The sequence below is a fragment of the Gottfriedia sp. OAE603 genome, from assembly GCF_040543965.1.
GTDB lineage: Bacteria > Bacillota > Bacilli > Bacillales > Bacillaceae_G > Gottfriedia > Gottfriedia solisilvae.
In genome coordinates this window covers 3,002,034-3,016,258 of record NZ_JBEUNN010000001.1, presented here as the reverse complement: position 1 = coordinate 3,016,258, position 14,225 = coordinate 3,002,034, and the positions used below count along the sequence as shown (strand labels likewise).

The following is a 14,225-nucleotide window of genomic DNA, read 5'->3' as shown; positions in this document are numbered from 1 at the left end:
ACCATTTAATTCATTACGCGTTCATAGCGTTAACTTTTTTAGCTAAACGAGATTTTTGACGTGAAGCAGCGTTTTTATGGATTAGATTGCTGTTAACAGCTTTGTCTAATTTTTTAGAAGCAGATAAGAAAGCTTCTTTCGCTTTTTCAGTTTCGTTATTAGTAACTAAAGCTTCAACAGTCTTCACTGCAGTACGCATTTCTGATTTTAGAGATGCGTTGTGAGCACGATGAGCCTCAGCTGTTTTTACACGCTTAATCGCTGATTTAATATTTGGCATACCTTTCACCTCCCGAATGCAGTCGAGAAATTTGCCCTCGATTACAAATAGAACAAAACTTATTTTATCAAAACAAGTACCATTTTGCAATAGAATTCATAAAGCTATTTTCGCCTTTTCAAAAGAAAAATAAACAATTCGTTTAGAATTGGTAACATCTAGCTAAACTAACTAAGAAGAGACTAGTTAAATTAGATGTAATAATGGAGGCTAAAGACATGAGTGAGTTAGATTTAAGTCAATATAGCGTTCGAACGGATTTAGCAGTAGAAGCAAAAGAAATGCTAGAAGAACGTGAGCAAACAAAGGAAGAAATTACTGGTGTCATTCTGAAAGAACGAGAAGTGGACGGTGTCAGTATCTCGCATGTACATATAAATGAATCCGCAACTGAAAGAATTGGAAAAAAAGCAGGTAATTATTTAACGTTACAGGTCCAAGGAATTCGAGAACAAGATACTGATCTTCAAGAGAAGGTTGAAAAAGTTTTTGCTAATGAATTTGCTGCTTTTTTAAAAAATTTAGGAATTACTGAAGATCAGACATGTTTAGTAGTCGGTTTAGGGAACTGGAATGTAACACCAGATGCTTTAGGGCCTATGGTAGTAGAAAACTTAGTTGTCACAAAACATCTTTTTGAACTACAACCAGAAAGTGTACAGGAAGGTTATAGACCTGTATGTGCACTATCACCTGGTGTGATGGGAATAACTGGTATTGAAACGAGTGATATTATTGCCGGTGTAATTGATAAAGTAAAACCGGATTTTGTCATTGCAATAGATGCACTTGCAGCAAGATCGATTGAAAGAGTAAATACAACCATTCAAATAACTGACAATGGTATTCATCCGGGTTCAGGAATTGGAAATAAACGTAAAGAATTAAGTAAAGATACTCTTGGGATTCCTGTAATAGCAATAGGTGTACCAACAGTTGTTGATGCTGTAGCCATCACAAGTGACACGATTGACTTTATATTGAAACACTTCGGACGTGAAATGAAAGAGGGAGACAAGCCTGCTAGAGCATTAATTCCTGCTGGTTTGACGTTTGGTGAAAAGAAAAAATACACTGAGGAAGATCTTCCTGGTGAAAAAGAGCGTATGGCGTTTATGGGGATAGTCGGAACGCTAGAGGATGAAGAAAAGCGTAAATTAATACATGAAGTTTTATCACCACTTGGTCATAATTTAATGGTTACACCAAAAGAAGTTGATACTTTCATTGAAGATATGGCAAATATCATTGCTGGCGGAATGAATGCTGCATTACATTCTAAAATAAACCAAGATAATATTGGTTCATATACACATTAATTTTAAAGTGAGGAGAAACCTGTGAAATATTTGTTTCGGTATTTTACATTAATCACTTTGTCAACAATCATCATTTTATCTTGTATGCAGGTTGCCAAAAATGGAATAGGTAAAGTTACGTCTACTGATTATTATCATGTAGAAGATGTCGTAACGTTATCTAAACAGGATGGTAAGGCTGGAGCAGTTGTATTTGGCAAGGATTATACTGACAAAGGGTTAGCTGTAAGAGAAGAGCATCTAGAAAGACTAGGCGCGTTTAATTATTTTACGGTAGTTGGAAAAGGGATTTCTAATTTTGTTTCATATATTACGGAAAAAGGAATGAAGATTTTTGAAAAAATTCCTTCTTTAATTGATGAGTTAAGATAGTCCTTCTATACTTCATTCGACATATACTGCTAATAGAGATTGAATAATGGCCTCGTTTTTTGATATAATCAAAACTATCTATGCTGTCGAGAAATTTAGGAGTGATGAAATGAATAAAGAGTCAAGATCAGAAAGACAAAAGAGAATTAGAAACTTTTCAATCATCGCACACATTGACCATGGAAAATCTACTTTAGCAGACAGGATTCTTGAGAAGACAAATGCATTAACTCAGCGTGAGATGAAATCACAGCTGTTAGACTCAATGGATTTAGAACGTGAACGTGGGATTACCATTAAATTAAATGCTGTGCAATTACAATATAAAGCGAAAAACGGTGAAGAATATATTCTTCACTTAATTGATACGCCAGGGCATGTCGACTTTACGTACGAAGTTTCACGAAGCTTAGCAGCTTGTGAAGGAGCAATTCTAGTTGTAGATGCTGCTCAAGGTATCGAAGCTCAAACATTGGCAAACGTATATTTAGCATTAGATAATGATTTAGAAATCTTACCGGTTATAAATAAAATTGACTTGCCTAGTGCTGACCCTGAACGAGTACGTCAAGAAGTTGAAGAAGTAATTGGGTTAGATGCTTCAGAAGCAGTATTAGCTTCTGCAAAAGCTGGAATCGGAATCGAAGAAATTCTTGAGCAAGTTGTTGCAAAAGTACCAGCACCTACTGGTGACCCAGATGCGCCATTAAAAGCACTAATTTTTGATTCATTATTCGATCCTTACCGTGGAGTTGTAGCTTATATCCGTATCATAGAAGGAACTGTTAAGGTTGGTCAAAAAATTAAGATGATGGCAACTGGAAAAGAGTTTGAAGTTGTTGAAGCTGGTGTATTCACACCACGTACAACTCAAAGAGAAGAATTAACAGTTGGTGACGTAGGGTTCCTTACTGCATCAATTAAAAACGTTGGTGATACTCGTGTAGGTGATACGATTACGCTAGCAAATAACCCAGCAACAGAGCCTCTTGCAGGTTATCGTAAAATGAATCCGATGGTATTCTGTGGATTATATCCAATTGATACTTCTAAATACAATGACTTGCGTGATGCTTTAGAAAAATTACAATTAAATGACGCAGCTCTTCAATTTGAAGCAGAAACATCTCAAGCTTTAGGTTTTGGTTTCCGTTGTGGATTCTTGGGCTTATTACACATGGAAATCATCCAAGAGCGTATTGAACGTGAATTTAAAATCGACTTAATTACAACAGCGCCAAGCGTTATTTATAACGTGTACACAACAAAAGGGGATGTAATTACAGTTGATAACCCAGCACACATGCCAGATCCTCAATCGATTGAACGTGTTGAAGAACCTTACGTAAAAGCTAAAATCATGGTTCCAAACGATTATGTTGGAGCAATCATGGAGCTTTGCCAAAAGAAACGTGGTAACTTTATCGATATGCAGTATTTAGATGCAAATCGTGTTTCAATAACGTATGAAATTCCTCTTTCAGAAATTGTTTATGATTTCTTTGACCAATTAAAATCAAGTACAAAAGGATATGCGTCATTTGACTATGAATTAATTGGATATAAAGCGTCTAAACTTGTGAAGATGGATATTTTATTAAATGGAGAGCAAGTGGATGCATTATCATTCATCGTTCATAGAGATTCTGCATATGACCGTGGTAAAATTATTGTTGAAAAGCTGAAGGAACTGATTCCAAGACAACAATTCGAAGTACCAGTTCAAGCAGCAATTGGACAAAAAATCGTTGCTCGTTCAACAATTAAATCAATGGGTAAAAACGTATTAGCAAAATGTTACGGTGGGGACATCTCTCGTAAACGTAAGCTATTAGATAAGCAAAAAGAAGGTAAAAAACGTATGAAAGCTGTAGGTTCTGTTGAAGTACCTCAAGAAGCATTCATGGCTGTTTTACGTATGGACGACTAAAATTAGATTGTAAATAATTGAACCTGCCCCTAATTCTAGGGTGCAGGTTTATTTTATTGAAGCGACGAACAAGATTTTATATTTAGTGAGTATATATATTTATAAAATTTTGGCTAAAATATAGGTATATTTCATTCCTTCTTATAGGTCATTTAGTTAAGGTTCAGCCTTCTTTTTAATAGACAAAAATAGTATGAAGATATACAATTCAAAAGGAATTAAATCACAAAAGTCCCTGACTCGAAACCTAGAAGGTATTTGATCAGGGGCTTTTCGCTACATAGAAAAGAGGAGAAACAAATGGTATCTTCCGTTTATATTCATATACCGTTTTGCCAGCAAATTTGTTATTACTGTGACTTTAATAAATTCATGATGGATCGACAGCCAGTTGATCAGTATTTAGATTATCTAGAAAAAGAAATAGTAGAAAGTATAAAGAGAACGCCGATTACAAATTTAAAAACAGTTTTTGTAGGTGGGGGTACGCCAACTGCATTAGACCTAGAACAAACTCAAAAATTAATAGATATGATTAATCGTCATATCATTAAAGGTCAAACTGGGGTTGAAATGACATTTGAAAGTAATCCGAATGAAATTTCAAAAGAAAAGCTTCAAATCTTAAAAGACGGTGGAGTGAATCGTATAAGTTTTGGAGCGCAAACATTTGATGAGGGGTTACTGAAGAAAATAGGACGAACTCATTCCCCAAATGAAATAGAAGAAGCAATCCAGACAGCTAAAGAAGTTGGTATTGATAATATTAATCTTGATTTGATGTATGCACTACCTGGCCAAACGATGGAACAATTTGTTGACTCATTAGACAAAGCAATGGAGCTACCGATTCAACATATTTCCGCTTACTCATTAATTATTGAACCAAAAACGGTTTTTTACATAGAAATGAATAGGGGGAAACTAAAGCCTGCCCCAGAAGAAGATGAAGCAGCTATGTATGATTTCTTAATGAAGTATTTAAACGAAAAGGGATTTCATCAATATGAAATAAGTAATTTTGAGAAAAATGGATTAGAGAGTAAGCATAATCTTGTTTACTGGAATAATGATGAGTATTTTGGATTTGGTGCAGGTGCACATGGTTATGTCAACGGAGTACGTTATTCCAACGCGGGACCATTGAAGAAATATTTCCAACTAATCGACGAAAACGGTGTTCCAGTCATCCACGAGCATACCGTGACTAAACAAGAAAAAATGGAAGAAGAAATGTTTCTAGGGCTTAGAAAAATGAAAGGTGTTTCCGAAGTAGAATTTTCTGCGAAATATGGAGCGACCTTTAATGAAATCTTTCCAAATGTAATTGAAAAGTTAAGCAAAGATGGACTAGTTGAATATAAAGATGATTACTTACGATTAACGCATAAAGGCAAATTATTAGGCAATGAGGTATTTCAAGAGTTTCTATTATAAGAAAGATTTCCACCAATGTGATTATTTTTTTAGTGGCATTTTTTTAAAGATTGTTCCTTTTTGGCTTTAAAACAACAAAGACAAAAGTTGATTACAACGGAAGGAGCGAGACTCCTGTGGGAGATGCGGGAAGTCTGAGACCCCGGAGGGCACCGAGGAGGCTCAGCTCACGCCCCACTAAAAAGGGAGCATCCTGGAGTTGTAATCAACTAACGCATTCTTAAAGCAACAATGTATACGAAAACGCCCTTTTTTAATTGACATTATAAAAAGGATTTGTTAAGTTAATAATATATTTAGCACTCACTTGATAAGAGTGCTAATAGAGGTGATAAACATGTTGACTGAAAGACAATTGTTGATTCTTCAAATTATTGTCGATGACTTTATTCGAATGGCACAGCCTGTTGGTTCAAGGAGTCTTTCTAAAAAAGAAGGTATTTCATTTAGCTCGGCAACGATCAGAAATGAAATGGCGGATTTAGAGGATCTTGGGTATATTGAAAAACCACATAGTTCTGCAGGTCGAATCCCTTCTGAAAAAGGGTATCGTTTTTATGTTGACCATCTTTTATCACCACAGCTTGTTAATGAAGATGATGCTCGTTCTGTAAAAAGTGTTTTTGCTGAGCGCATTTTTGAAATTGAAAAGCTTGTGAAAAACTCTGCTGACATATTATCTGATTTAACAAATTATACGACTATTGCACTTGGGCCAAAGGTTTCTGAAAACAGGTTAAAAAGTATTCAGTTAATTCCAATCGGAACAAATCAGGCAGTATCGATTATTGTGACAGATACTGGTATTGTAAAAAATCGTACTGTTACGATTCCACCAGGCGTGTCAATGAGTGATATTGAAAAAATGGTAAATATATTAAATGAGCGTTTAATAAATGTACCAATTCATCAATTAAATGACAAACTCTATAAAGAAGTTGCGATGATCTTACGCTCACATGTATCTAATTATGAGAGCGTGCTAAAGATGGTTTCGAATACAATTGATGTACCAATTGAACAAAAACTTTTTTTGAGTGGAAAAACGAATATTTTAGCTCAGCCGGAATTTCATGATGTAGAAACGATGAGAGTGTTGTTAAACATGATTGAAAAAAAGGATGAATTAAAGAGTATTCTTCCAATTGAACAGTTAGGTTTAAGTATCAAAATTGGTAAAGAAAACGAAAAGTCTGGTTTAGAAAACGTTAGTATTATCAGTGCGACTTATTCTTTAGGTGATAATCAAATAGGTACATTTGCTGTGCTAGGACCTACTCGAATGGAATATTCTCGTGTGATTTCACTAATGCATTTAATAACAGGACAATTAAACTTATTATTTTCATCTAAGGATGTTGAATAAATCCATTGTGAATAGAAACAATGGATTACATATAAAAAAATAGGAGGTGAAGGTGACATGACAGAACGTCAAGAAGATCTTGTAAAAGAAGAAACAATTACTGATGAGGTAGTGAATGAAGAAACTACTGTTGAAGAACCTTCAATCTTTACAGAAGAACAAACTCAAGAAGTGAATTCAAGCGAAGACGAGCTTCAAAAGCTACGTGCTGAGATTGACGAGAAAGAAAACAAATACTTACGTCTACATGCTGACTTTGAAAATTACAAACGTCGTGCATTAATGGAACAACAATCGTTAATGACTTATCGTGCACAAAGTCTAGTAACGGACCTTTTACCTGTACTAGATAATTTCGAAAGAGCATTACAGATTGAAACAACTGATGAGCAAACTGCATCTTTAAAACAAGGGATGGAAATGGTTTATCGTCAATTAGTTGAAGCTGTTAAGAAGGAAGGGATTGAAGAAATTCCTGCACTTGGAGAACAGTTTGATCCAAACTTCCACCAAGCAGTAATGCAAGAAAGTGATTCTTCAAAACCATCAAATGAAGTCCTACAAGAATTCCAAAAGGGCTACAAGTTGAAAGATAGAGTGATTCGTCCTTCAATGGTTAAAGTTAACGAATAGAACAGCATTAGTGCACTGATTAGTAGCCCCTTTAAATGGTAAAGTATACTTTGCTAGTCTCTGATTGGAACTACTAGATTACACCCAATGCCATTCAACATAATCAAATGATAATAAATAATTATAAAATATTTTTCTAGATTTTAGGAGGAACATGCAATGAGTAAAATTATCGGTATTGACTTAGGTACAACAAACTCTTGTGTAGCAGTATTAGAAGGCGGAGAGCCTAAAGTAATTCCAAATCCAGAAGGTGGACGTACAACTCCGTCAGTTGTTGCGTTTAAAAATGAAGAGCGTCAAGTTGGGGAAGTAGCAAAGCGTCAAGCGATTACAAACCCTAACACGATTATGTCAATTAAACGTCATATGGGTACAACTCATAAAGAAAATATTGAAGGCAAAGATTATTCTCCACAAGAAATCTCTGCAATCATTCTTCAAAACTTAAAGGCATCTGCTGAAGCATACTTAGGAGAGCCTGTAACAAAAGCTGTTATTACAGTTCCAGCTTATTTCAACGATGCTGAGCGTCAAGCAACTAAAGATGCTGGTAGAATTGCTGGATTAGAAGTAGAACGTATTATTAACGAGCCAACTGCTGCTGCATTAGCTTACGGTTTAGATAAAATGGATGAAGACCAAACAATCTTAGTTTATGACTTAGGTGGCGGTACATTCGACGTATCAATCCTTGAATTAGGTGATGGTATTTTTGAAGTAAAAGCAACTGCTGGTGATAACCGTCTTGGTGGAGATGACTTTGACCAAGTAATCATTGATTATTTAGTAGCTGAATTCAAAAAAGAAAATGGCGTTGACTTAAGCCAAGACAAAATGGCTTTACAACGTTTAAAAGATGCAGCTGAAAAAGCGAAAAAAGACTTATCAGGTATCACATCTACTCAAATTTCTTTACCATTTATCAGCATGGGTGCAGCTGGCCCATTACACTTAGAGTTAAACTTAACTCGTGCGAAATTTGAAGAGCTTTCTCATAACTTAGTAGAAAGAACATTAGGCCCAACTCGTCAAGCAATGAAAGATTCAGGCCTAACAGCTAGCCAAATCGATAAAGTTATCTTAGTTGGTGGATCTACTCGTATTCCTGCAGTTCAAGAAGCAATTAAAAAAGAAACAGGAAAAGAGCCACATAAAGGTGTTAACCCTGATGAAGTAGTAGCATTAGGTGCTGCAATTCAAGGTGGCGTATTAACTGGTGATGTGAAAGACGTAGTATTACTAGACGTAACACCTCTTTCATTAGGTATTGAAACTATGGGCGGAGTGTTTACTAAATTAATCGATCGTAACACTACGATTCCTACAAGTAAATCACAAGTATTCTCTACAGCTGCTGACAACCAACCTGCAGTAGACATTCACGTTCTACAAGGTGAGCGTCCAATGGCTAATGACAATAAAACATTAGGTCGTTTCCAATTATCTGATATTCCACCAGCACCACGTGGAATTCCACAAATCGAAGTTTCATTCGACATCGATAAAAACGGTATCGTTACTGTTCGTGCTAAGGATCTTGGAACGCAAAAAGAACAAAACATCGTGATTCAATCTTCTTCAGGCTTAAGTGATGAAGAAGTAGAACGCATGGTAAAAGAAGCGGAATTAAACGCTGAAGCTGATGCAAAACGTAAAGAAGAAGTAGACCTTAAAAACGAAGCTGATCAATTAGTGTTCCAAGTAGAAAAAACATTAAAAGATCTTGAAGGTAAAGTTGATGAGTCAGAAGTTACAAAAGCAAACGAAGCAAAAGATGCATTAAAAACTGCTTTAGAAGCTGGAAACTTAGACGACATCCGTACGAAGAAAGATGCTCTTTCAGAAATCGTTCAAGCTTTATCAATGAAACTTTATGAGCAAGCGTGCTGCAGCTCAGCAAGCAGCTCAAGGTGCAGAAGGTGGAGCAAAACAAGACGATGTAGTAGACGCTGAGTTTACTGAAGTGAAAGACGAGAAATAAAAAACTAAGCGAAAGTGACTCACTTTAGCCGCATTTAGTATAAAAACAAGTAGGTTAATTAGTAAGATGTTTACTTTGCTTGGATAATTATTGATAGAGGCTTGTCACTAAAGTTAGTTCAAAAACATATAGATACAACGGGAAAGTCAAAGTCAGGGTAGTCTTGGCTTTGACTTTTCTCACTTTAAGAAAGTATAAATTGGTAGCAATGATGAGCATTTGAAGTAGTAGCCAATTTTATGAATAAAGTATAAGTGCAACTACGCCTCTGACTTCGCCTAAAAGGCTCGTCAGTTGACGAGTTTTCTTTATTTTCTTTTAGAAAAGCACAGAATATGTTAAAATATTCTTTATGTGAAAGGAGCGGATTGAAACACTATGAGTAAACGCGATTATTATGAAGTGCTTGGTGTAAGTAAGAGTGCTTCAAAAGATGAGATAAAAAAATCGTTTCGTAAGTTAGCAAAATCATATCATCCTGATGTAAATAAAGATGCTGATGCACCTGAAAAATTTAAAGAGGTACAAGAGGCATATGAAACGTTAATGGATGACCAAAAACGTGCTCATTATGATCAGTTTGGTCACACAGATCCAAACCAAGGCTTCGGCGGAGGCGGCTTTGGTGGTGGAGGTTTCGGATTTGAAGATATTTTCAGTCAGTTCTTTGGTGGAAATGGAGGCGGTCGTCGCCGTGATCCAAACGCACCTAGAGCAGGAGCTGATTTACAATATACAATGACAATTCAGTTTGAAGAAGCTGCTTTTGGAATGGAAAGAGAAATTGAAATTCCAACAGAAGAAACATGTAACACTTGTAGTGGATCAGGTGCGAAACCTGGAACGTCAAAAGAAACATGTAAACATTGTAGTGGTTCAGGCCAAATGAGTGTTGAACAAAATACACCATTTGGACGTATTGTAAACCGTACAACATGTTCACACTGTCAAGGAACTGGACAAATCATTAAAGATAAATGTAATACATGTCATGGAGCAGGACGTGTGAAAACACGTAAAAAAATCATGGTGAAGGTCCCAGCTGGTATCGATGACGGACAACAAATTCGTTTATCAGGACAAGGTGAACCAGGTAAAAATGGTGGACCTGCAGGAGATTTATATATTGCATTCCATATTCGTGAACATGAGTTCTTTGAGCGTGATGGAAATGATATTTACTGTGAATTACCATTAACTTTTGCTCAAGCTGCATTAGGTGATGAAGTTGAAGTGCCAACGCTTCATGGTAAAGTGAAAACTAAAATACCTGCTGGAACGCAAACTGGTACTAGAATGCGTCTAAAAGGTAAAGGGATTAAAGATGTTCGTGGATATGGTCAAGGTGATCAACACGTTATCGTGAAAGTCATTACACCTACTAAGCTGACAAGTCGTCAAAAAGAGCTACTAGAAGAGTTCTATAATATTGGTAAAGACCATAAAGACGATAAACATGACTCATTTTTTACAAAGTTAAAACGTGCTGTAATGAATTTTAACGATTGAGTTGTTCATTAATACATGTTCGCCGTTATGTAAGGTAGAAAATGGTAACACTAATAATTGAAGAGTAAAATAAATGGCACCCTCTAAACCATTGGAATTGGTTAGAGGGTATTGCCGACTAAAGAAGAGAGTATGAATGGAGTTGGTAGATTTATGAAATGGTCAGAGTTAAGTATTCACACTACACAAGATGCGGTTGAACCGATTTCTAACATCTTACACGAAGCAGGTGCAAGTGGTGTTGTCATTGAGGATGTGTTTGATTTGACGAAGGAACGAGCACAGGTGTACGGTGAAATCTACCAACTAAACCCAAAAGATTATCCAGAGGAAGGTGTAATCGTAAAAGCATACCTTCCTGTGAATAGTTTTTTAAATGATACTGTCGACGGAATTAAAGAAGCAATCAATAATCTGATTTCATTTGATATTGATTTAGGTAAAAACACGTTTACAATCCATGAAGTGAATGAAGAAGACTGGGCAACTGCTTGGAAAAAGTATTATCACCCGATTTCTATTTCAGATCGTTTTACAATTGTTCCTACTTGGGAGGAATATGAGTCGAAAAAAAATGATGAGCTAATTATTGAATTAGATCCAGGTATGGCATTTGGTACTGGTACTCACCCAACAACTGTTATGTGTATTCGTGCACTTGAAAAGGTTGTTAAAGTAACAGACCGTGTTATAGATGTAGGAACAGGATCTGGTGTATTAAGTATTGCAGCGGCTAAACTTGGTTCAACAAATATTGAAGCATATGATTTAGATGATGTAGCGGTAAATAGTGCAAAAGAAAATGTTCGTTTAAACAGAGTAGACGATGTTGTAAAAGTTGATCAAAACAATCTTTTACAAGGAATCGATGGTCCGTTCCAAGTTGTTGTAGCAAACTTACTTGCAGAAATTATTCTTCGCTTTGTAGAAGATGTTTATAATGTTTTATCACCAGAAGGAACATTCATTTCTTCAGGTATTATCGGTTCGAAGCAACAAGATATAGAAGATGAACTGAAGCGAGTTGGATTTGAAATTGAAGAAGTGATTCATTTGGAGGACTGGGTTGCTATTATCGCAAAAAAACCAGCACAAGTGATTTAATATGCAAAGATACTTTATAGAAGCAACACAACTACAAAATGATATTGTCACAATTATTGGTGATGATGCGCATCATATTTCAAATGTCATGCGAATGAAGCCAGAAACAGAAATCATTTGTACAGTACCAGGTTCTTCTACAGTTCGGTGTGTCCTTACAAATATTTCTAGTGAAACAATAACTGCGACTGTTGTAGAATATGTTGAGAATACAAATGAACTGCCAATTTCAATTACGATTGCAAGTGGTCTTCCAAAAGGCGATAAATTAGAACTGATTATCCAAAAAGGAACAGAACTTGGTGCCACTGGATTTTTACCATTTGCTGCTGCTCGTTCAATCGTTAAATTAGATGATAAAAAAGCAGGTAAAAAGGCTGAGAGATGGCAAAAGATTGCAAAGGAAGCTGCAGAGCAATCGTATCGACATATTGTTCCAACAGTCGAACAACCAGTAGCTTTTCAACAATTACTTAATATCATACCGCAATTTGATGCGTGTATAGTAGCATATGAAGAAAGTGCAAAAACAGGAGAAACAGCACAGCTCGTTCAAACATTCCAATCATTAAAACAAGGGACACGATTATTAGTTGTATTCGGACCTGAGGGTGGATTGTCTGAAAAAGAAGTTGACCAGCTAACAGCTAAAGGTGCAAAACTTTGTGGATTAGGACCTAGAATTCTACGGACAGAAACAGCACCATTTTATGTATTAGCGGCTGCCTCCTATCATTTTGAATTAATGGGGTGAAGAAATGCCACAAGTAGCTTTTCATACATTAGGCTGTAAAGTTAATCATTATGAAACAGAAGCAATTTGGCAGCTATTTAAAGCAGCAGGCTATGACCGTACGGAATATGAAAGCCAAGCTGATGTTTATGTAATTAATACTTGTACAGTTACAAATACAGGTGATAAAAAGAGCCGACAAGTTATTCGTCGTGCCGTGCGTAAAAATCCAGATGCAGTAATTTGTGTAACTGGTTGCTACGCGCAAACATCACCAGCTGAAATCATGGCGATTCCGGGTGTTGACATAGTTGTCGGAACACAGGATCGAACAAAAATGCTTGATTATATCGAGCAATATCGTATTGAACGTCAACCAATTAACGGTGTAGGCAATATTATGAAAGCACGTGTTTATGAGGAATTAGATGTACCAGCTTTCACTGATCGTACACGAGCATCATTAAAAATTCAAGAAGGTTGTAACAACTTCTGTACTTTTTGTATCATACCTTGGGCGCGTGGATTAATGCGTTCTCGTGATCCTAAAGAGGTAGTTCGACAAGCAACTCAATTAGTTGAATCTGGTTATAAAGAGATCGTATTAACAGGTATTCATACAGGTGGATATGGTCAAGACATGAAAGACTATAATCTTTCAATGTTATTAAAAGACTTAGAAGCTGTTGATGGCTTAAAACGTGTTCGTATCTCATCAATTGAAGCAAGCCAAATTACTGACGAGGTAATTGAGGTTTTACGTCATTCAAATATTGTTGTACGACATCTACATGTTCCATTACAATCAGGTTCTGACACAGTCTTAAAACGTATGCGTCGTAAATACACGATGGCACAGTTTGCTGAAAGAATTGAAAAATTGCGTGAAGTACTACCAAATTGTTCGATTACATCTGACGTAATTGTTGGGTTCCCAGGTGAAACAGAAGAAGAATTTATGGAAACTTATAATTTTATTAGAGACAATAAATTCTCTGAACTTCATGTATTTCCATACTCAAAACGTACAGGTACGCCTGCAGCGCGTATGGAAGATCAAGTTGATGAAGAAATCAAAAATGAACGAGTACATCGTTTAATCGAACTTTCAAACCAATTAGCAAAAGAATACGCATCAATGTTTGATGGCGATGTTCTTGAAGTAATTCCAGAAGAAACATACACTGAAGACGGTCATGAAGGTTATCTAATCGGATACACTGATAACTATCTTAAAGTTGTGTTTAAAGGAACTGAAGATATGATTGGTAAAATTGTAAAAGTTAAAATTGCTCAAGCTGGTTACCCAGTGAACAAAGGTGAATTTGTTCGAGTTTTAGAAGATGTAGCAGTTAACTAATTAACATATAGCTAAACATTATTGCCTAGTTCAGTAAATGAACTAGGCTTTTTGATTTTTTGATTTTAAATTCACTTGATCCATTAATGCTAAATTTCTCACTTGTTACTTTAATTGACCTCGAAAAAGACCCTTTCATTCAAGGAATCTTTATTGTTTTTTGATATATGAACGATGAATTTTTGAAAATGAAAAGGG

The 14,225-nt window shown here is 35.9% G+C and carries 11 protein-coding genes and 1 pseudogene; 11 read left to right on the top strand and 1 reads right to left on the bottom strand.

Annotation, left to right across the window (positions count from 1 at the left end):
* Positions 1–13: 13 nt before the first annotated feature.
* Positions 14–280 carry a 30S ribosomal protein S20 gene (rpsT, locus tag ABID96_RS15465; protein ID WP_087998708.1) on the bottom strand — a complete coding sequence of 89 codons (267 nt, stop codon included), beginning with the start codon at positions 278–280 and terminating at the stop codon, positions 14–16.
* Positions 281–498: 218 nt separating this feature from the next.
* Between rpsT and gpr the strand changes: the two genes are divergently transcribed.
* From gpr to mtaB, 11 genes and pseudogenes are all read left to right on the top strand, one after another.
* Complete coding sequence (gene gpr / locus ABID96_RS15460) at positions 499–1,599, top strand: GPR endopeptidase (protein WP_192602800.1); 1,101 nt, start codon at positions 499–501, stop codon at positions 1,597–1,599.
* Between the two features lie 21 nt (positions 1,600–1,620).
* Positions 1,621–1,971: a DUF3679 domain-containing protein gene (locus ABID96_RS15455; protein WP_192602799.1), complete on the top strand. Its 351-nt coding sequence runs from the start codon at positions 1,621–1,623 to the stop codon at positions 1,969–1,971.
* 109 nt (positions 1,972–2,080) lie between these two features.
* A complete protein-coding gene (gene lepA / locus ABID96_RS15450) occupies positions 2,081–3,901 on the top strand; it encodes a translation elongation factor 4 (protein ID WP_087998711.1) in 1,821 nt (606 codons plus the stop codon).
* A 300-nt stretch (positions 3,902–4,201) separates the two neighbouring features.
* Positions 4,202–5,338: a radical SAM family heme chaperone HemW gene (hemW, locus tag ABID96_RS15445; protein WP_192602798.1), complete on the top strand. Its 1,137-nt coding sequence runs from the start codon at positions 4,202–4,204 to the stop codon at positions 5,336–5,338.
* A gap of 337 nt (positions 5,339–5,675) precedes the next feature.
* Positions 5,676–6,704 carry a heat-inducible transcriptional repressor HrcA gene (hrcA, locus tag ABID96_RS15440; RefSeq protein ID WP_192602797.1) on the top strand — a complete coding sequence of 343 codons (1,029 nt, stop codon included), beginning with the start codon at positions 5,676–5,678 and terminating at the stop codon, positions 6,702–6,704.
* A 57-nt stretch (positions 6,705–6,761) separates the two neighbouring features.
* Entirely contained in the window at positions 6,762–7,337 is a 576-nt protein-coding gene (gene grpE, locus ABID96_RS15435) for a nucleotide exchange factor GrpE (RefSeq protein ID WP_192602796.1), read from the top strand.
* Positions 7,338–7,496: 159 nt separating this feature from the next.
* Positions 7,497–9,321: pseudogene (dnaK, locus tag ABID96_RS15430) on the top strand (molecular chaperone DnaK).
* Between the two features lie 378 nt (positions 9,322–9,699).
* On the top strand, positions 9,700–10,830 hold the full coding sequence (gene dnaJ / locus ABID96_RS15425; protein ID WP_192602794.1) for a molecular chaperone DnaJ: 1,131 nt from the start codon (positions 9,700–9,702) through the stop codon (positions 10,828–10,830).
* Between the two features lie 153 nt (positions 10,831–10,983).
* Entirely contained in the window at positions 10,984–11,934 is a 951-nt protein-coding gene (prmA, locus tag ABID96_RS15420; RefSeq protein WP_087999530.1) for a 50S ribosomal protein L11 methyltransferase, read from the top strand.
* A 1-nt stretch (position 11,935) separates the two neighbouring features.
* A complete protein-coding gene (locus ABID96_RS15415) occupies positions 11,936–12,688 on the top strand; it encodes a 16S rRNA (uracil(1498)-N(3))-methyltransferase (protein WP_192602793.1) in 753 nt (250 codons plus the stop codon).
* Between the two features lie 4 nt (positions 12,689–12,692).
* The gene (gene mtaB, locus ABID96_RS15410) at positions 12,693–14,027 is read left to right on the top strand and encodes a tRNA (N(6)-L-threonylcarbamoyladenosine(37)-C(2))-methylthiotransferase MtaB (RefSeq protein WP_192602792.1); all 1,335 of its coding nucleotides are present in this window, start codon (positions 12,693–12,695) and stop codon (positions 14,025–14,027) included.
* The last annotated feature ends 198 nt before the right edge of the window (positions 14,028–14,225 follow it).